The organism is Vibrio sp. 1557 (assembly GCF_033340175.1).
Taxonomy (GTDB): domain Bacteria; phylum Pseudomonadota; class Gammaproteobacteria; order Enterobacterales; family Vibrionaceae; genus Vibrio; species Vibrio alginolyticus.
Genome location: NZ_JAWOVZ010000009.1, coordinates 132,489 through 157,210 on the forward strand (window position 1 = coordinate 132,489; position 24,722 = coordinate 157,210).

The 24,722-nt window shown below is 44.4% G+C and carries 22 protein-coding genes; 14 read left to right on the top strand and 8 right to left on the bottom strand.

What is annotated here, in order from left to right; genetic code table 11:
* Positions 1–83: 83 nt before the first annotated feature.
* Positions 84–395: a DUF6482 family protein gene (locus tag R7070_RS13140; RefSeq protein ID WP_149192035.1), complete on the top strand. Its 312-nt coding sequence runs from the start codon at positions 84–86 to the stop codon at positions 393–395.
* A 15-nt stretch (positions 396–410) separates the two neighbouring features.
* Here R7070_RS13140 and mutH read toward each other — a convergent pair whose 3' ends face one another.
* On the bottom strand, positions 411–1,091 hold the full coding sequence (gene mutH / locus R7070_RS13145; protein WP_149192036.1) for a DNA mismatch repair endonuclease MutH: 681 nt from the start codon (positions 1,089–1,091) through the stop codon (positions 411–413).
* Positions 1,092–1,710: 619 nt separating this feature from the next.
* Between mutH and rppH the strand changes: the two genes are divergently transcribed.
* From rppH to R7070_RS13170, 5 genes are all read left to right on the top strand, one after another.
* On the top strand, positions 1,711–2,232 hold the full coding sequence (gene rppH, locus R7070_RS13150) for an RNA pyrophosphohydrolase (RefSeq protein WP_005381953.1): 522 nt from the start codon (positions 1,711–1,713) through the stop codon (positions 2,230–2,232).
* A 2-nt stretch (positions 2,233–2,234) separates the two neighbouring features.
* Positions 2,235–4,481, top strand: a complete 2,247-nt coding sequence (gene ptsP, locus R7070_RS13155) for a phosphoenolpyruvate--protein phosphotransferase (protein ID WP_005385966.1) — start codon at positions 2,235–2,237, stop codon at positions 4,479–4,481.
* A 6-nt stretch (positions 4,482–4,487) separates the two neighbouring features.
* Positions 4,488–5,279, top strand: a complete 792-nt coding sequence (locus R7070_RS13160) for a sulfite exporter TauE/SafE family protein (protein WP_005385965.1) — start codon at positions 4,488–4,490, stop codon at positions 5,277–5,279.
* Positions 5,280–5,366: 87 nt separating this feature from the next.
* A complete protein-coding gene (gene lgt, locus R7070_RS13165) occupies positions 5,367–6,188 on the top strand; it encodes a prolipoprotein diacylglyceryl transferase (protein WP_005381948.1) in 822 nt (273 codons plus the stop codon).
* A gap of 9 nt (positions 6,189–6,197) precedes the next feature.
* Positions 6,198–7,049: a thymidylate synthase gene (locus tag R7070_RS13170; RefSeq protein WP_025768429.1), complete on the top strand. Its 852-nt coding sequence runs from the start codon at positions 6,198–6,200 to the stop codon at positions 7,047–7,049.
* Between the two features lie 70 nt (positions 7,050–7,119).
* Here the strand turns inward: R7070_RS13170 and R7070_RS13175 are convergent, their stop codons facing one another.
* Complete coding sequence (locus R7070_RS13175; protein ID WP_025768430.1) at positions 7,120–8,262, bottom strand: flavohemoglobin expression-modulating QEGLA motif protein; 1,143 nt, start codon at positions 8,260–8,262, stop codon at positions 7,120–7,122.
* Positions 8,263–8,409: 147 nt separating this feature from the next.
* A complete protein-coding gene (locus R7070_RS13180) occupies positions 8,410–9,555 on the bottom strand; it encodes a Na/Pi symporter (protein WP_165439072.1) in 1,146 nt (381 codons plus the stop codon).
* Positions 9,556–9,941: 386 nt separating this feature from the next.
* Here R7070_RS13180 and nhaR point away from each other — a divergent pair, with 386 nt between their 5' ends.
* Positions 9,942–10,832, top strand: a complete 891-nt coding sequence (gene nhaR / locus R7070_RS13185) for a transcriptional activator NhaR (RefSeq protein WP_005381942.1) — start codon at positions 9,942–9,944, stop codon at positions 10,830–10,832.
* Positions 10,833–11,120: 288 nt separating this feature from the next.
* Positions 11,121–11,429 (top strand): ArsR/SmtB family transcription factor, encoded by a 309-nt coding sequence (locus tag R7070_RS13190; protein ID WP_256900282.1) that lies wholly within the window; start codon positions 11,121–11,123, stop codon positions 11,427–11,429.
* Between the two features lie 304 nt (positions 11,430–11,733).
* Here R7070_RS13190 and rpsT read toward each other — a convergent pair whose 3' ends face one another.
* Positions 11,734–11,994 (bottom strand): 30S ribosomal protein S20, encoded by a 261-nt coding sequence (rpsT, locus tag R7070_RS13195; protein WP_005381938.1) that lies wholly within the window; start codon positions 11,992–11,994, stop codon positions 11,734–11,736.
* A gap of 305 nt (positions 11,995–12,299) precedes the next feature.
* Between rpsT and murJ the strand changes: the two genes are divergently transcribed.
* The 6 genes from murJ (at position 12,300) to ispH (ending at position 19,905) form a co-directional block, all read left to right on the top strand.
* A complete protein-coding gene (gene murJ, locus R7070_RS13200) occupies positions 12,300–13,862 on the top strand; it encodes a murein biosynthesis integral membrane protein MurJ (protein ID WP_085569642.1) in 1,563 nt (520 codons plus the stop codon).
* A 69-nt stretch (positions 13,863–13,931) separates the two neighbouring features.
* Positions 13,932–14,867, top strand: coding sequence for a bifunctional riboflavin kinase/FAD synthetase (gene ribF, locus R7070_RS13205; protein WP_005381933.1), 936 nt, complete (start codon positions 13,932–13,934; stop codon positions 14,865–14,867).
* Positions 14,868–14,931: 64 nt separating this feature from the next.
* The gene (ileS, locus tag R7070_RS13210; RefSeq protein ID WP_017821497.1) at positions 14,932–17,760 is read left to right on the top strand and encodes an isoleucine--tRNA ligase; all 2,829 of its coding nucleotides are present in this window, start codon (positions 14,932–14,934) and stop codon (positions 17,758–17,760) included.
* A gap of 73 nt (positions 17,761–17,833) precedes the next feature.
* Positions 17,834–18,340: a signal peptidase II gene (lspA, locus tag R7070_RS13215; protein ID WP_005385948.1), complete on the top strand. Its 507-nt coding sequence runs from the start codon at positions 17,834–17,836 to the stop codon at positions 18,338–18,340.
* Positions 18,341–18,484: 144 nt separating this feature from the next.
* The gene (gene fkpB, locus R7070_RS13220; protein ID WP_005381922.1) at positions 18,485–18,916 is read left to right on the top strand and encodes an FKBP-type peptidyl-prolyl cis-trans isomerase; all 432 of its coding nucleotides are present in this window, start codon (positions 18,485–18,487) and stop codon (positions 18,914–18,916) included.
* Positions 18,917–18,939: 23 nt separating this feature from the next.
* A complete protein-coding gene (gene ispH, locus R7070_RS13225; protein ID WP_017636164.1) occupies positions 18,940–19,905 on the top strand; it encodes a 4-hydroxy-3-methylbut-2-enyl diphosphate reductase in 966 nt (321 codons plus the stop codon).
* 46 nt (positions 19,906–19,951) lie between these two features.
* Here ispH and R7070_RS13230 read toward each other — a convergent pair whose 3' ends face one another.
* The 4 genes from R7070_RS13230 to R7070_RS13245 all read right to left on the bottom strand — a co-directional run bounded on the left by R7070_RS13230 (position 19,952) and on the right by R7070_RS13245 (position 24,605).
* On the bottom strand, positions 19,952–20,425 hold the full coding sequence (locus tag R7070_RS13230) for a low molecular weight phosphatase family protein (RefSeq protein ID WP_064377040.1): 474 nt from the start codon (positions 20,423–20,425) through the stop codon (positions 19,952–19,954).
* Between the two features lie 71 nt (positions 20,426–20,496).
* Positions 20,497–21,225, bottom strand: coding sequence for a two-component system response regulator BtsR (gene btsR / locus R7070_RS13235; protein WP_005381917.1), 729 nt, complete (start codon positions 21,223–21,225; stop codon positions 20,497–20,499).
* A gap of 31 nt (positions 21,226–21,256) precedes the next feature.
* Positions 21,257–22,927: a sensor histidine kinase gene (locus R7070_RS13240; RefSeq protein ID WP_170893690.1), complete on the bottom strand. Its 1,671-nt coding sequence runs from the start codon at positions 22,925–22,927 to the stop codon at positions 21,257–21,259.
* 193 nt (positions 22,928–23,120) lie between these two features.
* Positions 23,121–24,605 (bottom strand): carbon starvation protein A, encoded by a 1,485-nt coding sequence (locus R7070_RS13245; RefSeq protein ID WP_005381914.1) that lies wholly within the window; start codon positions 24,603–24,605, stop codon positions 23,121–23,123.
* Positions 24,606–24,722: the final 117 nt, after the last annotated feature.

Below are 24,722 nucleotides of genomic sequence, written 5' to 3' on the forward strand. Positions count from 1 at the left end.
TGATTTACGTATAAAGGAAGAGCAAACTCGAAAGCTACAGTTGGCCTAACTACACTTAAATGATCGTGTGAAGGAGGTATGTTATGCAGAAGCATCAATTGGACATGTGGCTACATGGTCCACATAAAGATACTTATAAAACTCCCAAAGTATTTGTGATTGGGTGTTCTGATGTCTCTGACTATCTTTTAGCTGTGGAGTACAAGCATCAACTTGAGCCGATTAAAGACGGTGAAGACCCGATACATTTTGGCTCTCTAGACTTAGTAAAAGAAGAACTATTGAGGCTAGGGGTCGATAAAGCGTATTTAAGGCTGCGCAATGCGTATGACGAATGTGGCACTGACGAGGCAGCCTCGTACTGCGATATTGAGTTATCGCTCGTGACGCACTAAATAGCTGATATGGTTTTATTTTGGTTGAGTGTTAATGTAGTGCTTGAGTAAGATCTGTTCAGTAAACTGTGTTCTAAGGTAAAAGCCTCGGGGCAGAGTTTTCATCGGCTTACCATTTGAGTTGTATGCTTCGGTGAGCGCTTTTGCATTTGCGGCTTTAGGGCGAAGATGCAGCGCTTCTCCGTGTCTGGCGGAAATTTGATCAAATCTTCCCAAGACGATCATTTCCATTAACTCTTCCCAGTCATTTCGCAAAATCCGTTCTTCTTCTTCATCTGGTGACCAAATGAGTGGACTGCCCACACGTCTTTCAGCGAGTGGGATTTCTCGTTCTCCTTCTACGGGTACCCAAAGCACACGAGATAGCTTGTTTCGAACATGACTTGTTTCCCATGTAAGACCATGAACACCAGTGAGGGGAGCCACAGAAACAAAGGTTGTTTCTAAAGGTTTGCCAGAATAACTGATTGGAATACTTTTCAACTCGATCCCTAGTTTTGCGAAATCTTGTTGAGGTTTACTGCCAGCTGGAGCGCCCAAGTGCCATTCGAGTAATTGACCCACCCAACCTTTATCACGTTTTAAGTTTTCAGGAACAATCATATTCGCCTCGGCGGCCAACTCAGCAAAACTGAGTCCTGCCATATCATGCGCTCGTTCCAATAGCTCTGCTTCTGTTTGTGGTTCTGGTTTCATAGTTACAAGGTGGTATTACAAAAAATATAGTTTATCAAACTCCGACCAAATCTACTGTTTAAGATTTCACCGAGGCGGTGTAAGAACGATCAATTCATAACTTATCCACAGGTGGAGGAGGTATTGATAAGATCCTGACGGGGTCTGTATGAATAAACAGGGGTTAAAATGCATTTTTGGGGTTGATTTTGTTGTAATCATCTAAACGAATAGCAGGTAAGTGTGGATAAATAGCCTGTTGGTGGATCTTTGACCGATCTGAGTTTGGTGAAAAGATCATCAAGAAACTGAAGATCGAATTATCGTTATTTTTAAAAAGAAATACTTTTTTATCAATGTTTTATGTTTATTTTTTTGTTTCTTTATTTGTTTTGCTTTTGATGGGATTGAACTGAATTACTCATTTGAATTGAATTCTTCACAAAGTTATTCACAGAAAAGGTGAATAAATGTGGGCAATGTCTCACTCTTGTGTTGATAAGGTATGGTTTGATTAAAAGATATCCAAAAATGCTGAAAAGGTAATAAATCTTGCTCATATCACATCAGTAAGTTTGCTAGTAATGGGGATATGTGGAAAAATCACGGTAATAAAAAATTTATTCATAGAGGTTAGCCAGTGATAGATGGCGATGGTTACCGACTTAATGTTGGTATTGTGATATGTAATAACCATGGTCAGGTCTTCTGGGCTAAACGATACGGGCAACACTCATGGCAATTTCCACAAGGTGGGATTGACGAAGGTGAAACCCCTGAACAAGCCATGTTCAGGGAGTTATACGAAGAAGTCGGTTTAACGAAAAAAGACGTTAAGATCATTGCAACAAGTCGTCATTGGTTAAGATATAAGCTACCAAAGCGATTGGTGCGTTGGGACTCCAAGCCTGTTTGTATCGGCCAAAAACAGAAATGGTTTCTGCTGAGATTAGAATGCGATGAGTCTCGCATTAATATGCAACGCGGAAAATCCCCTGAATTTGATGGTTGGCGCTGGGTAAGTTACTGGTATCCAGTTAGGCAAGTTGTTTCTTTCAAGCGAGATGTTTATCGACGAGCGATGAAAGAATTTGCATCCTTAGCCATGCCTTTTCGAGAGAGAAAAGCGAAAGGGAAAAGAAAAAAGCAACGTAGAGGATAATCATGCTCAGTCAGCTAAGGGAAATAGTTGAGAAAGTCTCCAGGGTCGATGATGTGCATCTGGCACTCGATATATTGGTGAAAGAGACTTGTGCTGCCCTTAGTACTGAGTGCTGTACTATCTATCTTGCTAATGAAGAAATGCAGCGCCTTGAGTTAATGGCAACTCAAGGCCTTATTTTTGAAGGTGATAGTATTCATATCAACTTCAATGAAGGCTTGGTTGGGTTGGTAAAACGAAGCGCTGAACCCCTTAACCTTGCCGAAGCCTCAAAACACCCCGAGTTCAAATTCTTTCCTCAACTCGGCGAACAGATTTACCACTCTTTTTTAGCTACTCCAATCATTCATCGTAAACAAGTTTTAGGTGTGTTGGTGATCCAACAAAAAACACCGCGCTTGTTTAGTGAAATGGAAGAATCGTTTCTTGTTACCTTATCCGCTCAGTTAGCGGTGCTCATTGCACATGCGCAGAATCTTGGGCACTGGCAGTTAGCATCTAAACCCACGGTATTAAAAGGTTTGCCTGCGTCTACTGGTGTAGCGATTGGAGAGTTTTGGTTCGACAATACCCAGCCGAGTTTATCGGATGTTTTCCCTTCGTCCACGTTAGATAAGGAACGCGAGCACGAGACATTACTGGTGGCCATAGAGCGAGCGTTAAATGACTTTCGCCGTATGCGGAAAAAGCTGGACAGTGAAATCAACAAAGATGCGCTGGCGATCTTCGATCTGTTTACTCACTTACTGAATGATCCGATGCTTCGCGGTGATTTGAAGAAGCAGATTGAAAAAGGAGATAGGGCAGACTGGGCGTTACGCCAAGTTGTAGAGTCATACTCGAATCGATTTGCAAGAATGTCGGATGTATACATGCGTGAAAGAGCGCAAGATATCCGAGAGTTAGGGCAAAGGCTGCTCTATTTTCTGCACAACAGTGAGCAAGAAAATTCTGCAATTGATCGTCCCATTATTTTGGTGGCGAACGAACTCACTGCCACCTTGCTCGCTTCTGTACCTAAAGAGTTTTTGTTAGCCGTCGTATCATTAGAGGGAGGCGCAAACTCTCACGCTGCCATTTTATCTCGAGCTCTTGGGGTCCCTGCAGTCATGGGCGCCAACATTAATCCGGATGTGGTGAATGGCAAACTCGGGATAGTCGACGGCTATACGGGTGAGATCTTCTTAGAGCCAAACCGCCAGTTGTTGCGAGAGTATCGCAGCTTAGTAAGCGAAGAGTCTGAACTGTTTGCCATGGTAAACAAGGACCTCGCACTCCCTGCGGTTACGCAAGATAATCACCATATCGAAATTATGCTGAATGCGGGACTCAGTGCAGACAGTAATATTGCCATCAACACAGGTGTTGATGGTGTTGGGTTGTACCGAACTGAGATTGCATTTTTACTTCAGCATCACTTTCCTTCGGAAGATGAGCAGTATCATCAATACCAAGCAATACTTAACAGCTATCCGAATCAACGAGTAGTGATGCGTACTTTGGATATTGGTGGTGACAAACCTTTGCCGTATTTGCCCATCGAAGAAGATAATCCGTTTCTAGGCTGGCGTGGCATTCGTTTTACATTGGATCATCCAGACATTTTCTTGATCCAGCTGCGTGCAATGTTAAGAGCGAGTGCAGAAAGCGGAAACTTAAGTATCTTATTGCCAATGGTGTCAGGGGTAAAAGAGCTAGACGATGCCATTAGCTTGATTAATCAAGCTCACAGCGAAGCCGTTTTGCTTGATGATAGAATTCAATTCCCACAAATTGGGGTCATGATTGAAGTACCATCGATGGTGTATCTGTTGCCAACGATTGCTCACCGTGTTGATTTTGTTTCTGTCGGGACAAACGATTTAACTCAGTATTTATTAGCGGTAGATAGGAACAATTCGCGCGTAGCGGATGTCTATGAATCTATGCATCCTGCGGTACTGTTAGCGCTTAAGCAAATCCATGAGGTGTGTGATAAATATCAGGTGCCCGTGTGTATTTGTGGTGAGCTAGCGGGTGATCCATTTGGCGCTCTTCTCTTACTTGGGTTAGGGTATACCAGTTTGAGTATGAACACCTCCAATGTGGCTAAGGTGAAATATTTGATTCGTCATAGCCAACAAGAAGAATTAGAAAAATTAGCGGAGCAAGCAATGACAAAGTCCTATGGGGAGGACATTCATCAAATGATGCATGACTTCTTCATTCAACAGGGCTTTGCGGGCTTTATCCGTGCAGGTAAAAAGTAGGAAATCGTGACCGTCTCTTTATTTTTGTTATTGTTGGCGCTAGGCGCCTTTGTGGGTGTGATGGCGGGGTTACTCGGTATCGGTGGTGGTTTGATTGTTGTTCCTGCCTTGTTGTATTTGCTTCCTCTTGCTGGGATCTCTCCAGAAATGAGTATGCACATGGCCTTAGCCACTTCGTTAGCGAGTATTATTGTCACGTCTGGCTCATCGGCGATGAATCACCTTAAGCTCGGCAATGTCGATATGTTTGTCGTAAAATGGTTGATGCCTGGTGTGGTCATTGGTGGCTTTGTTGGTGCCAATATTGCTGAGTGGATCCCTACACACTATTTGCCGAAAGTGTTTGGTGTCATTGTTCTTTGCCTGTCAGTACAAATGTTTCGTTCCATTAAAGTTACGAGCAGTAAACCTATGCCGAGCAGCCCTGTGACTGTAGTTTACGGCACGGGAATTGGTGTCGTATCAAGCCTTGCTGGTATTGGTGGTGGCTCACTGTCGGTACCATTTTTAAATAAACATGGGATAGAGATGCGTAAAGCGGTGGGCTCATCCTCCGTTTGTGGTTGCGTGATTGCTATTTCTGGTATGATCGGCTTCATCTTACATGGCTATAAAGTGGAAGGCTTACCTTCATACAGTATTGGCTATGTTTATCTTCCCGCTTTATTAGCGATTGCTATGGCCTCGATGCTCACAACAAAAGTGGGTGCGAAGCTGGCAACTAACCTTCCAACTGCGGTATTAAAAAAGATATTCGCGGTGTTCTTAATGTTTGTTGCAGCGACCATGCTGCTCTAAGTTTGTACCCAAGTCATTCTCGCTGAACCAAGCATCTAGAGGTTACTTGGGTATATTTATTTTGTTGTGATAAGAAGAGAATGATTTATGTCTCAGGGATATATTGAATTTCCCAATATTGATCCGGTTTTAATCTCTATTGGTCCTGTTTCGGTTCGTTGGTACGGTTTGATGTACCTTGTGGGCTTTATGTTTGCTCTATGGTTAGCGAACCGACGCGCGGATAAGCCTGGAAGTGGTTGGACACGAGAGCAGGTTTCTGATTTGTTGTTCGCAGGCTTCCTTGGCGTGGTGATTGGTGGCCGTGTAGGCTACGTGCTTTTCTACAATTTTGAGCTCTTCCTGGCTGACCCTTTGTATCTATTTAAAGTGTGGACCGGTGGTATGTCTTTCCACGGGGGCTTACTGGGTGTGATTACTGCGATGTTCTGGTATGCACACAAAAACGGGCGAACTTTCTTCGGTGTTGCTGACTTTATCGCGCCGCTTGTGCCATTTGGTTTGGGTATGGGGCGTTTAGGTAACTTCATGAACAGCGAGTTGTGGGGCCGAGTAACGGATGTGCCTTGGGCGATCGTTTTCCCAAATGGCGGTCCACTGCCACGTCATCCATCACAGCTTTATGAAATGGCGCTTGAAGGTATCGTCCTTTTCTTCATTTTGAATTGGTTCATCAAGAAACCTCGTCCTTTAGGTTCTGTTTCAGGACTCTTTCTTGCGGGTTACGGAACCTTCCGTTTCCTAGTAGAATACGTGCGCGAACCAGACGCTCATTTGGGGTTATTCGGTGGCTTTATTTCCATGGGACAGATTTTATCCCTGCCAATGGTGGTTATCGGTGTCCTCATGATGGTTTGGGCATACAAACGTGGTCATTACAAAGACGAATTACCACAAAAGACGAAGTAAGGTATTGGTGTGAAACAGTATTTAGATTTGTGTCAACGCATCGTTGACCAAGGTGTTTGGGTTGAAAATGAGCGTACAGGCAAGCGCTGCCTGACCGTAATCAACGCGGATTTAACCTACGATGTTGCGAACAATCAATTTCCGTTGGTCACCACACGTAAAAGTTTTTGGAAAGCGGCCGTTGCAGAGCTATTAGGGTATATTCGTGGTTACGATAATGCGGAAGATTTTCGTAAGCTGGGCACGAAAACCTGGGATGCCAATGCCAACCTAAATGATGCCTGGTTGAATAACCCATACCGTAAAGGTGAAGACGACATGGGCCGTGTCTATGGGGTTCAAGGGCGCGCCTGGGCGAAACCTGATGGTGGTCATGTTGACCAGCTACGTAAGATAGTGGATGACTTAACGCGTGGCGTTGATGACCGCGGTGAAATCTTGAACTTCTACAACCCGGGTGAGTTCCACATGGGGTGCTTGCGTCCTTGTATGTACAGTCACCATTTTTCATTGCTGGATGATACGCTTTACCTGAATAGTACTCAGCGTTCGTGTGATGTACCGCTTGGCTTAAACTTCAATATGGTTCAAGTTTACGTGTTCTTGGTGATTATGGCGCAAATTACGGGCAAGAAACCTGGTCAGGCATTTCATAAGATTGTGAATGCTCACATTTATGAAGATCAGCTTGAACTGATGCGCGATGTTCAGTTGAAACGTGAGCCATTAAAAGCGCCGACGTTCCATATCAACCCAGAGATTAAATCTCTAGAAGATTTGGAAACATGGGTCACACTGGATGACTTTTGGGTTGAAGGGTACGAGCATCACGATCCTATTCGTTACCCATTCTCAGTGTAACGAGTATCGTTCTTCAAGATATAGAAAAAGCTCCGAATGGAGCTTTTTTCTTTTTTGTACTTAGAAGGTATTATTTTAGTGCACTGACAATATAACGGTGAATTGGGTTGGTCTGCATCGGTGTGGACAGTGCCGGGCTAATAAACTTAGGTTGAGTGAATATTTCTTTACTCACTAATGAACGGATAAGCTCAAAGTACTTCAGCTCTGTTTTCCCGCACAACAATAGTGAAAAGTCATCGCCCAATCTATCATAGGCATTGAGCACCTCTCGGAATCCTCTAAGATACAAGTAATCCTTCGTTAAACCTCCACCTCGATAGACTCGGGCAGTCGTTGTAAATGCTTGAAGATCAGAAGCTTTATACTGTTCTTTTAATAGCATGAACGTATGGCGGAAATCGCGATCCTTGATCATCGACTCTACTGCCAGAACTCGTAAGGCTAAGGTTCTTAGGCGCTTGATACTGAAATGTCCTGACAGATACTCACATAATATAGCCAGCCCTTCTTGAGTGTTGGTATTGGCAGGACAACCTAAGCTCAGGACTTTTAGCGGTTGTTGACGACCGTTAAGCGTAGTTAGGAGATGTACTCCCATTTCATGATGTGCAAGAGCCTCCAGCTCATCAGTGGTGATGTACGCCGCGTGGTTAATTTTGACTCTAGATCCTGAAACTAGTGCGTTTGCTAACATCCCGTCCAACACCTGTATTTCACATTCATACCCATTGCGTTGAGCAAAATTTTGCATGAAACGTGCTATTGCACGGCTATCGTGCTGAGGTTCTTTTTCTTCTTCTGTAGGAAGGTGCAATATGAAATGGGCGTTGGCAATATCTTTGGCGCTCGGTTCCCCATAATAGCGTAAGGAGTTATAAAGAAACTCTTGCGTACCTATGGTATTCACTTGATCCAGTTTATCTGCATAAGACTGAATTACATCCGCGTACAGCCTCTGCAGTTGGGTGTCTTGAATGTTTTCTAGAGGTAGCTCATATAGACGTCGCTTTGCGCTGTGGGTATCTACGTTAGTAATTGAATATTGAAAATTAGGCTCTTGAGAATATTTGTTTTTAATGAAACGTTCTCTTTCTTGAGCATAATTAAGAGGATTCACGCTACTGAGGATATCAATATCAGCAACCAGTTGGGTTAGGTTTTCGTCTATTGCGAGTAGCTGATCAGAAATAGCGTCATTAAGCTGCGTCATGTTGTCGACTCCAAATGAGATAGCTCAGCATAAGCATGCTGATGTGGCTCAAATTATCACCGGACAATCGATTTGAACAGTTTAATTATCATAAAAAAGGCTCCACGATGTGGAGCCTAAACAATAAGCGATGGTATGTCGTTGTTGTTACGTTGTTAGGGCTAGAATTGCACCTGGTAGAATAACGAATACTGACATTAGGTAACCACCAACAACTGCTTTATTCTTAATAGCCATTTCAGAAATCATCTCAGCGCCTTTAACCGGAATCTCACGTAGGAATGGAATTCCAAAGATAAACAGCGTCGCCATGATGTTAAATACTAAGTGGACTAGAGCGATTTGTAGTGCGAATACTGCGAACTCTCCAGATACCGCTGTCGCTGCTAGTAGTGCCGTAATACAAGTACCAATGTTAGCACCCAGAGTGAAAGGGTAGATATCTCGTACTTTCAACACGCCAGTACCAACCAACGGAACCATTAAACTTGTCGTGGTTGAGGAAGATTGTACTAGAACGGTCACGATTGAGCCTGATACGATGCCGTGAATAGGACCACGACCGATGGCGTTTTTCAAAATTTCACGTGCGCGACCAACCATTAGGCTCTTCATCAATTTACCCATCACTGTGATTGCAATGAAGATAGTCGCAATACCCAAAGCAATAAGCATGACGCCGCCAACAGTATCACCGAAGGTAGAAAGTGGCTCTTTAATTGCGCCTACGACTGGCTTTGTAATTGGTTTAATAAAGTTGAAGCCTTTAATGCTCATATCACCAGTAGCAAGCAGTGGAGAAACAAGCCAGTGAGAAACTTTCTCTAAAATGCCGAACATCATTTCCAACGGAAGGAAAATAGCGACAGCAAGCAAGTTGAAGAAGTCATGAATGGTTGCACTTGCAAATGCACGTTTGAACTCTTCTTTACAGCGCACGTGGCCAAGAGACACAAGCGTATTGGTCACTGTGGTACCAATGTTAGCACCCATCACCATAGGGATAGCGGTTTCTACAGGTAAGCCACCTGCAACCAAGCCTACAATAATAGACGTTACAGTACTTGAAGACTGAATTAAGGCTGTTGCCACCAAGCCGATCATTAGACCTGCAACTGGGTGTGCGGCAAATTCAAATAGCACCTTAGCTTGATCGCCAGTTGCCCATTTAAAGCCACTACCAACCATAGATACTGCTAGAAGAAGCAGATATAACATGAATGCCAAGTTAGCCCAGCGTAACCAACGAGCTGTGCTCGAAATTGGTGCCACTGTTGAAGTAGCTTGGTTCATCATAATTTTCTCCGTTGACCTTTCAGTTCATTTTTCGGTCTGTAGTTGAATCTGCGGGCGATGTTAGAGAACAAATATTTCAGTAATATTACAGATTTCTTGCTGTGAGAGATTTTTATTGTTCTTTTTGATAATGGCGTAAAAGAGGAAGAAAATTAATTTTTAACTTGTTGATTTTAATGGTTAAATTTTGATTTAGTTTTGTTTGGTTTTTGCGTTTTTTTTGTAGAGAAAATGCGCCTCAGTTCAACTTTTATGACAGTGTTGACTTTATACTTTCGGTAAAACTTATGCTTTTGTAAGGTATTGTATGGTTTTGTCGAGTTTATTGTTTGTCTCTGTCACATTTGGTATAAAAAGTATCACTTTCTTTTCGGGACTCGATCATGTCACATCTAAACTACAACCATCTCTATTATTTCTGGATGGTGTGCAAACAGGGCTCTGTAACTAAGGCGGCTGACGCGCTCTTCCTGACACCGCAAACCGTGACAGGACAGATTAAAGCGCTTGAAGAGCGCATGAAAGGAAAGTTAACCAAGCGCAATGGTCGTACAGTTGAGCCCACTGAGTTAGGTCAGCTTGTGTTTAAGTACGCCGACCGGATGTTCGGTTTGAGCTATGAGATGTTAGATATCGTCAATTACAGCCAGCACTCGAACATTCTATTTGAAGTTGGTGTAGCCGATGCATTATCTAAACGCTTGGTCAGTAAAGTACTGATGACGACCGTCCCGGAAGATAACAGTATTCATTTACGCTGTTATGAATCGACCCACGAACTGCTACTTGAACGCCTTTCTCAGCACAAGCTAGATATGATCCTTTCGGATTGTCCCGTTGATTCTACTCAAAGTCCTGGCCTTTATAGCAAAAAGTTAGGTGAAAGTAGCATGAGCTTTTTTGCTTCTTCTGAAATTGAAAATGTGCGATTCCCTGAGATCTTGGAACAAAAAAAACTTCTGATTCCCGCGAGCCGAACGGCTATGGGGCGTAAAGTTATTCAATGGTTTGATCGTCAAGGTCTTCAACCCAATGTGCTGGGGGAGTTTGATGATGTTGCGTTGATGAAAGCTTTTGCTCGGTACCACGATGATGTGATTTTCTTGGCACCGACCGTATACATGTCGGAGATTGAAGACGACCGAAATTTACAGCTAATTGGCCATGTCGATGGGCTAAAAGAAGAGTACTACGTGATTTTTGCGGAACGAATGATCCAACACCCCGCGGTAAAAAATGTTTGTGATGCTGATTTCAGTCAAATGTTTGAGTAAACCCGTATCGTTGCGTAAATAAATAGATTACTATCAATAAAAATATAATTCTAAATAATATCTAAGTAAGCAAGATACTTGTTTTAGTGAGCAAAACTATTAATTATTGATGGCGCACCAATTAAAATCCTTGGTGGATAATATTGGTGTATCACTAACAACTAAATTAGAGGTTCTAATAATGAAGACTCTGGAAGTGTATCTTGATTTTCTTAGATATATAAATCAGTGCAACACAACAAGCTGGCCAGGGTTGGAATAAGTAAGTTGTAGCTAGAGGTCCAACACATGAATCTACAAGAAATGGAGCAGAACTCCGCAAAAGCCGTCGTGTTGCTCAAAGCGATGGCAAACGAGAGACGCCTACAAATCCTTTGTATGCTGCATAACCAAGAGCTGTCCGTGGGAGAGCTGTGTGCAAAGTTAGAGCTAAGCCAGTCGGCATTATCTCAGCATCTTGCTTGGCTTCGCCGTGATGAGTTAGTCACGACAAGGAAAGAAGCACAAACGGTGTACTACACATTAAATAGTGATGAAGTGAAAGCGTTAATAAAAACACTGCATAGTCTTTATTGTGCTGAGAGTGCTCAACATTAATTAAATAGTCCTAATATACTGCTCATCTTAGAGTGTGAATCTAACTTGTTGGAATATTTGAGAGTGGCGTTAAACTTTTGATGATAGGGTACTACTCATCGACCAATTTGCTTTGTTCTCAAGTGTTTTATTAGTGCTTTCTAGTTTGAGCGTTATATGGGTAATGAATAAGCTGATGTCTTTAAATGGGACATTCAGAAAAAGAAAAGCTGGCATTGCCAGCTTTTTTTATTAAGAAAATTTTGTAGATATAAAAAAACCGACACAAGGTCGGTTTTTTCTTCACTGTAAAATCAGGACTCTATTAAAGAGCTTTGATTTGTGCAGCGAAACGAGACTTATGGCGAGCTGCTTTATTCTTGTGAATAAGGCCTTTAGTTGCCATGCGGTCTAGGATAGGTGTAACTACAGCGAATGCAGCAGTTGCAGCTTCTTTGTCGCCTGCTTCGATAGCAGCAACAGTTTTCTTCATGTAAGTACGCATCATTGAGCGACGGCTAGCATTGTGCTGACGACGTTTCTCAGCTTGGATAGCGCGCTTCTTAGCAGATTTACTATTTGCCAAGGGTCTAACTCCCAAAAACTTAGTTCTGTGACAATTTAAGGGCGAGGAATATCCCTCATTTGCGCTTAAATGTCAAATGATTTGTGCAAAAACCGATCTAAGCCAAAACAAATTTTGGTAAGAGAGGTTATCGCGGTTAAGATGGCGGGGATTCTAACAGCATTTTTATACCAATGCTAATAATTATCCGCGAAAGGCACACTTATTCCTTACAACCCGCGGATAGATTTTTGACGTCTATTTGCAGCACCTGTCAGAGAAACAGTATAGGGTTAGCTGTCTTATGGTGATATTCCGAGGTTACAGTGAGTAAACGACTACTCAAGTCTGGCATGATCGTCAGTGCTATGACATTTATTTCCCGCGTTCTTGGCCTAGTTCGTGATGTTGTAGTGGCAAATTTAATGGGGGCAGGAGCAAGCGCAGACGTTTTTTTCTTCGCCAATAAAATTCCTAATTTTTTACGACGTTTGTTTGCTGAAGGTGCTTTTTCCCAAGCGTTTGTACCTGTTTTAACGGAAAGCCATGCTCAAGGCGACATGGATAAAACTCGGGAGCTCATTGCTCGTGCAGCGGGCACATTGGGGGTGATAGTCTCAATTGTTACCATCTTAGGTGTTCTAGGTTCCGGTGTGGTGACTGCACTGTTTGGTTTTGGTTGGTTCCTAGACTGGATGCATGGTGGTCCCGCGGCTGAGAAGTTCGAACTTGCTAGCGTGATGCTCAAGATTACCTTTCCTTATTTATGGTTCATCACTTTTGTTGCCCTATCGGGAGCCATTCTCAATACACTAGGTAAGTTTGCGGTTTCTTCGTTTACTCCCGTCTTCCTCAACGTAATGATCATTTTGGCAGCATGGTTTATCTCGCCGCAGATGTCACAGCCAGAGATTGGTCTTGCCATCGGTGTTTTCCTTGGTGGTTTGGTTCAGTTCTTATTTCAAATCCCTTTCCTTATTAAAGCGGGGGTTATGGTTAAGCCGAAATGGGGCTGGCGCGATCCGGGCGTGGTGAAGATCCGAACCTTAATGATTCCTGCTTTGTTCGGTGTGTCGGTAAGCCAAATCAACTTGTTGTTTGATACTTTTATTGCCAGCTTTCTGCAAACCGGTTCGATCAGTTGGTTGTACTATTCAGATCGCTTGTTGGAATTCCCGTTAGGTCTGTTTGGTATTGCTATTGCAACGGTGATTTTACCAGCATTATCACGCAAACATGTTGACGCACAAAATGAAGGATTCGCACAAACCATGGACTGGGGGGTGCGCATGGTGATCTTACTTGGCCTTCCTGCAATGCTTGGTTTGATGGTACTGGCAAAACCTATGTTGATGGTGTTATTCATGCGAGGTGAGTTTTCGCCACAAGACGTACATCAAGCATCATTGTCACTCTTTGCTTACGCTTCAGGCTTGTTGAACTTTATGCTGATTAAAGTGCTCGCTCCGGGTTATTACTCGCGTCAAGACACTAAAACGCCAGTGAAATACGGCATCATTGCGATGGTGACCAACATGGTATTTAATGCAATTTTTGCGTACTTCTATGGCTACGTTGGCTTGGCTATCGCGACGGCACTATCGGCATTTGTGAATATGGCACTGCTGTATCGTGGCCTGCACATCGCAGAGGTATACCAAATCACTAAGCGAACCGTCTTCTTTATTATACGTTTAGCTATTGCTGGCGCGGCGATGGTGGCGGCAATCTTATGGCAACTGGAAGATATGTCAGTATGGCTGGGCTGGAGCTTTGCTCACCGAAGCGCGGTGCTAGGGATGTTGATCGGTTTAGGAGCCGTGGTTTACCTAATGGTTCTATTTTTAACTGGTGCGCGTTTAAAAGACCTAAAAGCTGGGACAGACTGAGGGTGATTAGTATATAATCCGTCAGTTTCACACAGTGTAAAGTAAAACAGAGGCAGAAAGCAGTATCCAATGGAACTGATTAGAGGCATTCACAATATCAACCCGCGACATCATGGTTGTGTGCTGACTATTGGCAATTTCGATGGTGTCCATAAAGGCCATCAACAAGTATTGCAGCAAGTGTCTGAGCAAGCGGACAGGCTATCCTTGCCTTCTGTTGTGATGACCTTTGAACCTCAGCCGATGGAGCTGTTTGCCAAAGACAAGGCACCTGCAAGGTTGACGCGATTACGCGATAAGTTCGTGCAATTGAGTAAGCTCGATATTGACCGCTTACTGTGTGTCAATTTCAATCGCCATTTTGCAAGTTTAACCGCGGAAGAGTTTATCCGTGACTTGTTGGTCGAGCGTTTGGGTGTTAAGTTTCTTGTCGTTGGTGATGATTTCTGCTTTGGCAAAGGCCGTACAGGTAACTTTGCAATGCTGCAGGAAGCAGGGGAAAAATACGGCTTTGATGTCGTAAGTACCCAGAGCTTTTGTTTACAACAATTACGTGTCAGCAGTACGGCTATCCGGCAAGCGCTGGCGCGTGACGATTTGCATTCCGCGCAACAGATGCTGGGAAGAAACTACAGCATCAGCGGTCGTGTTTCTCACGGAAGAAAGCTAGGTCGAACCATTGGGTTCCCTACTGCAAATATTCCTTTGAAACGCTGTGTTTCTCCGGTTTCCGGAGTCTATGTTGTTCAAGCGCTTGGCTTAGGAAATAAGCCAGTTGGTGGTGTTGCTAATATTGGTCAAAGACCAACCGTCAATGGTGTTCGCCAACAGTTAGAAGTGCACTTATTCGACTTTCATGCCAATTTATATGGCAAGCAACTAGAAGTGGAACTTTTGCATAAACTTCGAGATGAGCAAAAGTTTGAGTCGTTTGAAGCACTTAAACAACAAATCGAATTGGATGCTGAAGCAGCAAGGGTGTGGCTGCGTCAGCTTAAGCGTTGAGCGGTTTATTCCACCGTCCAACATAATGTCTAATTTTCGCCCAATATAACGGAATTAAGAATCGATGAGTGAGTATAAAGATACCCTGAACTTACCTGAAACAGGGTTTCCAATGCGCGGCAACCTGGCCAATCGTGAGCCAGAAATGCTTAAGCGTTGGTACAAAGAAGATCTTTACGGTGAAATCCGTAAAGCTAAGAAAGGCAAAAAGTCATTCGTATTGCACGATGGCCCTCCTTACGCAAATGGTGACATTCATATTGGTCACGCACTAAACAAGATTCTTAAAGACATTATTATTAAATCCAAAACACTTTCAGGTTTTGACGCACCTTACATCCCAGGCTGGGACTGCCACGGTCTACCAATCGAATTAATGGTAGAGAAGAAAGTAGGTAAGCCAGGCCAAAAAGTGACAGCAGCGGAATTCCGCGAGAAATGTCGTGAATACGCAGCAGGTCAGGTTGAAGGTCAGAAAGAGAGCTTCAAACGCCTTGGTATCATGGGTGAGTGGGACAAGCCATACCGCACTATGGATTTCGCAACTGAAGCGAACATTATTCGTGCTCTTGGTAAGATCGCAAGCAATGGTCACCTGCTAAAAGGTTTCAAACCTGTTCACTGGTGTACAGACTGTGGTTCTGCTCTTGCTGAAGCGGAAGTAGAATACAAAGATAAAGTATCGCCATCTATCGACGTTCGTTTTAAAGCGGCTGACGAAGCGGCACTGCTATCTAAATTTGAACTGACAGAAGGTCATGAAGGTCACGGTGACGTATCTATCGTTATCTGGACAACAACACCTTGGACACTGCCTGCAAACCGCGCAGTATGTCTACGTGATGATCTAGAGTACGTGCTTATCCAAACAGAAGGCGACAACGCTGAGCGTATCATCGTTGCTGCTGAGCTAGCGAAAGACGTAATGGACCGTGCGGGTATCGAGCACTTCCACAACCTTGGCTTTGCTAAAGGTGCGGACCTAGAGCTTTCTCAATTCCAACACCCATTCTACGATTTCACTGTACCGGCGATCCTTGGTGATCACGTTACGACTGATTCAGGTACTGGTGTTGTTCACACTGCTCCTGGTCACGGTCAAGAAGACTTCGCGGTTGGTAACAAGTACAACCTAGAAGTAGCAAACCCAGTTGGCTCAAACGGTGTTTACCTACCAGATACAGAGCTATTTGCTGGTCAGCACGTATTTAAAGCGAACGATGCAGTAGTAGAAGTACTAAAAGAAAAAGGTGCACTACTACACCACCACGCTTACGAGCACAGCTACCCACACTGTTGGCGTCATAAGACCCCAATCATCTTCCGTGCTACACCTCAATGGTTCGTTTCTATGGACCAAGCTGGCCTACGTGCTAAAGCATTAGAGTCAATCAAGAATGTAGAGTGGATGCCTGAGTGGGGTCAAAGCCGCATCGAAGGTATGATCGAAGGTCGCCCTGAGTGGTGTATCTCTCGTCAACGTACTTGGGGTGTGCCAATTGCTCTGTTTGTTCATAAAGAAACAGCAGAACTTCATCCAAACACGCTAGAGCTGATCGAGAAAGTCGCTAAGCTGGTTGAAGAGAAAGGCATCCAAGCATGGTGGGATGTAGATGCCGCTGAACTACTAGGTGCTGACGCTGACCAATACGAAAAAGTGCTAGATACGCTAGACGTATGGTTCGATTCAGGTGTCACTCACTTCTCTGTTGTTGATGCTCGTGAAGAGTACAACGGCAACAGTGCAGACCTATACCTAGAAGGTTCTGACCAACACCGCGGTTGGTTCCAATCTTCTTTAATTTCATCTATTGCGATGAAAGACGAAGCACCTTACAAACAAGTACTGACACACGGTTTCGTGGTTGACGGTCAGGGTCGTAAGATGTCTAAATCTATCGGTAACGTGGTTGCGCCAAAAGACGTAACCAACAAGCTAGGTGCTGACATTCTTCGTCTATGGGTTGCTTCTACAGACTACACTGGTGAAGTTGCGGTTTCTGATGAAATCCTAAAACGCAGCGCAGATGCGTACCGTCGTATCCGTAACACAGCGCGTTTCTTCCTAGCTAACTTGAGCGGCTTCAACCCTGAAACAGACATCGTTCCTGTTGAAGAGATGGTTGCGCTAGATCGCTGGGCGGTTGGTCGTGCACTAGCAGCACAAGAAGAGATTGTTAAAGCATACGAAGAGTACAACACACACGGTGTGACTCAGCGTCTAATGCAATTCTGTTCAATCGAAATGGGCTCTTTCTACTTAGACGTAATTAAAGACCGTCAGTACACAGCAAAACGTGGCGGCAACGCTCAACGTAGCTGTCAGACTGCACTTTACTACATCGTAGAAGCGCTAGTTCGTTGGATGGCGCCAATCATGTCGTTCACTGCAGATGAAATCTGGAACGAAATGCCAGGTCAACGCGACAAGTTCGTATTCACTGGTGAGTGGTTCGACGGTCTATTCGGTCTTGCTGAAGGTGAAGAGCTGAACAACGAATTCTGGTCTGAGATCCAAGCGGTTCGTGGTGCGGTAAACAAACTTCTAGAAGATGCGCGTAAAGAGAAAACCATTGGTGGTGCACTACAAGCTGAAGTGACTCTATTTGCTGATGACGCACTAGCGGCGAAGATCAACAAACTTGAAGATGAACTGCGCTTTGTTCTACTAACCTCTGCGGCGAAAGTTAAGCCTCTAGGTGAGAAGACGGATGCAGCACAAGCCACAGATATCGAAGGCTTATTTGTTGAAGTAGCAGCAGCTGAAGGCGAGAAGTGTGATCGTTGTTGGCACCACACGCCAGACGTAGGCACAATTGAAGGTCACGAGAAAATCTGTGGTCGTTGTGTGTCTAACGTAGACGGCGAAGGTGAAGTACGTAAATTCGCGTAATTGCCTAGAACGACTGAACTTTTTTTTAAATTAACAGCCCCAGTATTTACTGGGGCTGTTTGTAGGTAAAGTAATGAGTGAAAAAGCACTGACGTTAAAGCAATCTGGAGTTCGCTGGCTGTGGTTAGCAATTCTGGTATTTATTGCAGATATTGGCATCAAATTGGTGGTGATGGACAACATGGGCTACGGATGGGCAAACCGAATTGAGGTGTTGCCATTCTTCAACCTACTTTACGTTCATAACTACGGTGCCGCTTTCAGCTTCTTGAGCGATCAAGCTGGTTGGCAGCGCTGGTTATTTACAGGTATCGCGTTTGTTGTTACGGGTCTTTTGACCTACTGGATGAGTAAGCTTCCAGCAAAAGAAAAATGGAACAACATTGCTTATGCACTGATTATTGGTGGTGCAGTGGGCAACGTGTTTGACCGCGTCGTTCATGGCTTTGTTGTTGATTACCTAGACTTCTTCTGGGGTAACTACCACTGGCCAGCATTCAACCTTGCTGACATGGCGATCTGTATTGGTGCGGCAATGATTATTCTGGATGGCTTCCGTAAAAAAGACGCTGACAAGTAATCTTTTGCGGTATATCGAATAACCCTAAGCGTCGTCCGTTGATTCGAGCGACGCTTTTTATTATGTTGGAGCGCCAATCAGCATATCAATGTATAAAAAGACCAAGCTGACAGCGTAATAACCCAAGAACAAGGAAGCATTAACGTGACAACAATAACCAATGAATCGGTAGTAACCCTTCACTTTACGATTAAAATGAAAGACGGATCGGTTGCAGATAGTACTCATAACATGGGTAAACCAGCGAAATTTGTTATGGGTGATGGCAGCTTGAGTGAAAACTTTGAGCAGTGCTTGATAGGCCTCGAAACAGGCGCACAAAAAGCGATTGAGCTAAAGGCAGAAGACGCGTTTGGTATGCCAAACCCTGATCATATTCACTATATGGATCGCACTAAATTTGTAGGTGATGCAGAAGTGGAAGTTGGTACAATCATGGCCTTCAGTGGCCCTGATGGCATGGAAATCCCGGGCATTATTACAGAGATTGCAGGCGATTCAGTCACTGTGGACTTCAACCATCCTCTAGCGGGACAAGACGTGACTTTCGAAGTTGAAATTTTGTCAGTAGAATAGCGAACCCAATAAAGATAATTTCCATGAGCAATGAAATGAAAATCCTATTAGCTAACCCACGCGGCTTTTGTGCTGGTGTAGACCGTGCGATTAGCATCGTAGAGCGTGCGCTAGAGATGTATCAGCCACCGATTTATGTGCGTCATGAAGTGGTGCATAACCGTTTTGTGGTTGAAGGGCTAAAACAACGTGGTGCTATCTTCGTTGAAGAGCTGCATGAAGTGCCAGACAACAACATTGTGATTTTTTCTGCTCATGGTGTATCGCAGGCGGTTCGTCAGGAAGCCAAGCTGCGTGATTTGACCGTATTTGACGCAACGTGTCCTTTAGTAACTAAGGTGCATATGGAAGTGGCGCGTGCGAGCCGTCGTAATATGGAAGTGGTTCTGATTGGTCACGCAGGTCACCCTGAAGTCGAAGGTACGATGGGGCAATACGCCAGTGAAACCGGTGGTATGTACTTGGTTGAAACTCCAGCCGATGTTGAGAAACTGAAGGCGATTGTGAAAGATCCATCCGATCTTCATTACGTAAGCCAAACGACGCTTTCTGTCGATGAAACTGCCGATGTTATCGAAGAGCTACGCCGCGTGTTCCCAGATATCCAAGGTCCACGTAAAGACGATATCTGTTATGCGACACAAAACCGCCAAGATGCCGTACGTGAATTAGCTGGTGACGTAGATGTGATGGTTGTGGTGGGTTCTAAAAACTCATCAAACTCTACACGTCTTAAAGAGCTAGCTGAAAAGCTAGGGACACCTGGCTACTTAACCGACTGTCCGGAAGATATCAAACCTGAGTGGTTCGAAGGCAAAACAAAGGTCGGCGTGACTGCGGGAGCATCTGCTCCGGAAGAGCTCGTTAATCAGATTCTAGAGCGAATCAAAGAACTCGTTGGTGCCGAAGCGGTTGATGAAGTACTTGGCCGTGAAGAGAATATGTTCTTTGAAGTACCTAAAGAATTGCAAATCAAGCAAGTGGATTAGTCTCCATTTATCGAATATTCAAAAGGCGACCTTTGGGTCGCCTTTTTTACATCTCTCTTAACTCATTTAGGTAATCACGAATTTGGTCTTTTCCTAAACCATCGATAATCATATCAGACATCTTCGTGATTCTTCGCTCAAGCGATTGAGCAACCTTTTCGCAATGTGCGTACATGTCTTCATCAGAACCATAGGTCGGAAAAGCATCAACTTGCCAGTTTACTCGAACGCCCCCCGCAAGCCACTGAGGAGCGGTTTCTTGATGTAAAGAATCACAGAGAATAATAACGATGTCGGGAAGAAACTGAGTTCGCTCCTCCCATGAATGTGTGTGGATATGCGGAATGGGGAGTTGGTGGTCATCTAAATATTTTTGCACCACTGGGTGCACCTTGCCTGTGGGATGTGAGCCTCCACTGGTGACACTAAAATCCGCTGACAGGATATTGGTTGCGATTGACTCCGCGAGGACGCTTCGTCCAGCGTTGTGCTTACATATGAATAAAACTTTATACATCATCGCCTCGTCTTTTCAGAGCGTCCTATTTATACGCTAGCGGAAACTCAGCGATGATGTGTGAAGTTTTTGTGTTAGTGGCTAATGCCGAGCATCTCTTTGAGCACCTTTAAGTAGCGGCGGCTTACTGGTATCTCAAAGCCTGTTTTGGTGATGATTTCCGCTAACCCATTTTCCAGTAACTTGATTTCGCTAATCGCTTTAATACTGACTAAGTATTGACGATGGCAGCGGACTAGAGGGGTTTTCTCTTCCAACGTTTTTAATGTCAGTTGGGTGCTCGCGGTTTGGCTGGTGGAGCGTACATGCACGCCGCTGATATCACTGTAAGCACATTCCACCGTGTCGGTGGCCATGATAACGATGCGGTTGTGTCCGATGCACGGTATCTGATCCAACGTGTCAGGTGTAATAGCAGACAGTTGTTGCGTTAGGGCGGATTGGCTAATGACTTTGTTTAGTCGTTTTACCGTTTTAGTTAGCCGGCATGGGTCGACAGGTTTGAGCAAGTAATCAAAGGCATTGTCTTCAAATGCTTGAATCGCATACTGATCATAAGCCGTGACAAAAACCACATAAGGCATGGTTTCTGGATCAAGCATCCCAAGTAGTTCAATCCCCGTGACTTGAGGCATTTGGATATCGAGAAACACCACATCAGGCTTAAGTTCATTGATTTTTTTTAGGCCGAGGATTGCGTTTGAGGCATCGCCCACGACCTCAACTTGGCCTGTTTCATCCAGTAACTCTGCTAGCTCTTCACGAGCAAACTGTTCATCATCAATGACGAGTGCGGTTAACATCCAACATTACCTTTATTGCTTCAGCGTGCTTTTATGATTTTGGGGGAATGATAAAGCTCATTTTAGTAAATTGATGTGGCTCGCACGTAATTTTTAGCGCTGCATCACGTCCAAATTGATTAGTGAGACGCTTGTCCACAATTTCTAAACCTAGCCCTGAGTGGTTTTCTTTTGGCGCCTCAAAACTGCCTGCGTTGTCTTCGACGGTAATCAAGTGACCTTGTGGGTGTGCTTCGCTGTATATATGAACTTTACCACCTTCAAGCATGTTTGAAATGCCATGCTTAATGGCATTCTCAACCAAAGGCTGGAGTGTAAAGCTTGGTAATTTGATGTCCAGCAATTCAGGTTGAATATCGATTTCAACCTCTAAGCGGTCCGTAAAACGCGCTTTTTCGATGCTCAAGTACGAGTTCACATGTGCAAGCTCTTCCTTTAACGTCACGGTATTAATGTTCTGCTTTAAATTGCTGCGGAAGAAGTGCGATAGATTTTGGATTAGCTCGCGCGCTTTGTCAGGGTCACGACGAGTAATCGCACTAATAGTATTGAGGGCATTAAACAAAAAGTGTGGATTCACCTGAGCGTGAAGCAATTTTATTTCTGCTTGGGCGAGTAAGGCTTGTTGTTGTTGGTAATCGCCATAAAGGATTTGGCTAGATAGAAGCTGGGCTATTCCTTCCGCCATCGACATGTTGGCCGTCGAGAACAATTTACGCTTCGGTTCATACAGCTTTATGGTACCAATGACCTCTTTCCCTGCACGCAGTGGGATGATCAGCGCAGATCCGAGCTTGCAATCTTTTGCAATGGAGCATTGGTATGGACGCTCCGCACCATCAAGATAAATGATGTCGTTTTTCTCCATGGAGTCTAATGTGCTTTGCGATGAAATCGGCGTGTTCGGTTTATGGTGATCATCGCCAATGCCCACAAACGCCAAGATCTTTTCTTGGTCAGTAATCGCGACAGCGCCCACTTTGGTTTCTTCGTAAATAATACGTGCGATTTTCTCTGCGTTTTCGGTGTTGAAGCCGTTGCTTAGAATTCCCACTGAGCGATCAGCAATGGTGAGCGCTCGACGCGAAAACGTCGCAGAAAACTTTTCAAAGATTGCTTTTCTGTCTTGCAGGATACTCATGAACAACGCCGCACCAAATGAGTTCGCGATGATCATAGGCGCTGCAATAGCGGACACCAGTTCATAGGCTTGATCAAAAGGTTTCGCGACGGCGAGCAGCAAAATCATTTGCACCACTTCTGCAACAAACGTGACGCTGAATACGACGCTTGGATTAAACAGCAATGCGCCTTTATTTCGCTTGATAAGGTAAACGTGGAGCAAGCCACCAATTACGCCCTCGGCGGTGGTTGAAATTGCGCAGGCTAGGTCAGTAAAGCCACCAAGAGAGTATCGATGGATGCCACCAGTAAATCCGACGGCGAAACCTACAACAGGTCCACCAAACAGCCCGCCCATAACTGCGCCGATCGCACGAGTATTGGCAATAGCATCGTTGATGTGCAGACCGAAATAGGTGCCGAGAATACAAAAGCCAGAGAAGAGTACGTAACAAATTAGGCGGTGGCTTAAGCGCGAAGAAATACTCAGCAAAGGTAAGATGATTGGCGTTTTACTTAGCATGTAAGCCAAAACTAAGTACACACACATCTGTTGTAAAAGGGAGATGACCAGTTCCATAGTGAACCTAACCTAGAATCAATGTTGTTATTGTATACCTAAGTAACCTCAAGATGCTTGGCTCAGATAGATAAGAACAGCTAAGTAAATGATGCTGCGCTGTGCTTTCTGAACCTTAAAGTGACTTGGGTATAAAACAAAAAGAGCCTGCAATTGGCAGGCTCCTATCTTAGTCACTCAGATGTGACGAGTATTACGCTGTTTCTGATACGGCTTGTGGTTTCTCTTCGTCAGCCAGTTCAGTTTCACCTTTACCCTTAGAGGTTTTGATAACGTAACCTGTCACAGCTAGGGCAAACACAATACCTACGATAGTTGAAAGTTGCATTGGCAGACCAAAACCTAGCGAGCTGTTGTTTAAGATGAACGTGACACATACCGTGGTCATGAAGATAGCTGGGATAGTGGTAATCCAGTGCAGCTTGTTGTGACGCAGTAGGTAAGCGGACGCAGTCCAAAGCATCATTACCGCTGTTGTTTGGTTTGCAAAACCGAAGTAGCGCCAGATAATGCCGAAGTCTACTTGAGTTAAGATACCGCCGATAACGAACAGTGGAAGTGCCATCAGTAGACGGTTACGTAGCGTTTTTTGTTCCATGTTGAAGTATTCAGCAAGGATCAAGCGGCTTGAACGGAACGCTGTATCGCCAGACGTAATTGGTAGGATAACCACACCCAGGAACGCAAGGATACCACCGAACACACCTAGCAGACCAAATGATGCGCTGTATACCACGTTACCAGGGCCACCGTTTTTCACAGCTTCTGATAGAGCGTCTAGAGAGCCGAAGAAAGACAGAGCGATAGCACACCAAATTAGCGCGATAACACCTTCACCAATCATTGCACCGTAGAATACGAAGCGACCGTTTTTCTCATTTTCCATACAACGCGCCATCAGTGGAGACTGAGTTGCGTGGAAGCCAGAGATAGCGCCACATGCGATAGTGATGAACAATGCAGGCCATAACGGCATGTCATTTGGGTTGAGGTTAGAGAACATGTCCGAAACTTGGAAGTCACCCATTACTGTGTGTTCGCTAGAGAAAGCAACGGCTGTCATTAGACCAACAGACATAAAGATAAGTAGGGCGCCAAACAGTGGGTAGAAACGACCAATGATTTTATCGACAGGAACAATCGTCGCAATGATGTAGTAAGCAAAAATAGCAATAACCATTGTAGTCATGCTTACGCTCAAGCTTGTTTGATCATTGATGAGGTTAGTAATCATGCCAGCAGGGGCTGAAACGAACACTACGCCAACTAGAAGCAATAGGACAATGGCAAAAATATTCATAAAGTGTTTTGCGCCATTACCTAGGTAGCGACCTGTAATGGTAGGTACAGATGCACCGCCGTTACGCACTGAAAGCATGCCTGAGAAGTAATCGTGTACTGCACCAGCAAAAATACAACCGACTACAATCCAAAGCATCGCCGCAGGACCGTATAGTGCCCCCATGATCGGGCCAAAAATTGGACCAACACCTGCGATGTTAAGTAGTTGAACTAGGTAAACTTTCTTTGTTGACATTGGAACGAAGTCAACACCGTCCGATTTGGTGTGAGCTGGCGTTTGGCGTTTTTCATTGATGCCGAAAATCTTCTCGACGAAAGCGCCGTAGATGAAGTATCCGCCGATTAGGGCTGCGACACAGGTTAGAAACCACATCATAGCAATTGTCCTTGGTCTTAGTTGGGTAGGGTAATTTTTTAATCTCAGGATGCATGTTATGCGTCACTTGTGTTAAATGCATTCGGTTAGTAGATGAGTGGTCGAATAGAGCACTGA

Excerpts from the sequence above, each read along its gene's own strand:
- lgt (WP_005381948.1), top strand. The coding sequence starts at position 5,367 with ATGTCTCAGGGATATATTGAATTTCCCAATATTGATCCGGTTTTAATC.
- R7070_RS13240 (WP_170893690.1), bottom strand. The coding sequence starts at position 22,927 with ATGGAACTGGTCATCTCCCTTTTACAACAGATGTGTGTGTACTTAGTT.
- btsR (WP_005381917.1), bottom strand. The coding sequence starts at position 21,225 with ATGTTAACCGCACTCGTCATTGATGATGAACAGTTTGCTCGTGAAGAG.
- ribF (WP_005381933.1), top strand. The coding sequence starts at position 13,932 with ATGGAACTGATTAGAGGCATTCACAATATCAACCCGCGACATCATGGT.
- R7070_RS13180 (WP_165439072.1), bottom strand. The coding sequence starts at position 9,555 with ATGAACCAAGCTACTTCAACAGTGGCACCAATTTCGAGCACAGCTCGT.
- R7070_RS13140 (WP_149192035.1), top strand. The coding sequence starts at position 84 with ATGCAGAAGCATCAATTGGACATGTGGCTACATGGTCCACATAAAGAT.
- lspA (WP_005385948.1), top strand. The coding sequence starts at position 17,834 with ATGAGTGAAAAAGCACTGACGTTAAAGCAATCTGGAGTTCGCTGGCTG.
- R7070_RS13175 (WP_025768430.1), bottom strand. The coding sequence starts at position 8,262 with ATGACGCAGCTTAATGACGCTATTTCTGATCAGCTACTCGCAATAGAC.
- R7070_RS13230 (WP_064377040.1), bottom strand. The coding sequence starts at position 20,425 with ATGATGTATAAAGTTTTATTCATATGTAAGCACAACGCTGGACGAAGC.
- ptsP (WP_005385966.1), top strand. The coding sequence starts at position 2,235 with ATGCTCAGTCAGCTAAGGGAAATAGTTGAGAAAGTCTCCAGGGTCGAT.
- R7070_RS13245 (WP_005381914.1), bottom strand. The coding sequence starts at position 24,605 with ATGATGTGGTTTCTAACCTGTGTCGCAGCCCTAATCGGCGGATACTTC.
- ispH (WP_017636164.1), top strand. The coding sequence starts at position 18,940 with ATGAGCAATGAAATGAAAATCCTATTAGCTAACCCACGCGGCTTTTGT.
- nhaR (WP_005381942.1), top strand. The coding sequence starts at position 9,942 with ATGTCACATCTAAACTACAACCATCTCTATTATTTCTGGATGGTGTGC.
- R7070_RS13190 (WP_256900282.1), top strand. The coding sequence starts at position 11,121 with ATGAATCTACAAGAAATGGAGCAGAACTCCGCAAAAGCCGTCGTGTTG.
- mutH (WP_149192036.1), bottom strand. The coding sequence starts at position 1,091 with ATGAAACCAGAACCACAAACAGAAGCAGAGCTATTGGAACGAGCGCAT.
- ileS (WP_017821497.1), top strand. The coding sequence starts at position 14,932 with ATGAGTGAGTATAAAGATACCCTGAACTTACCTGAAACAGGGTTTCCA.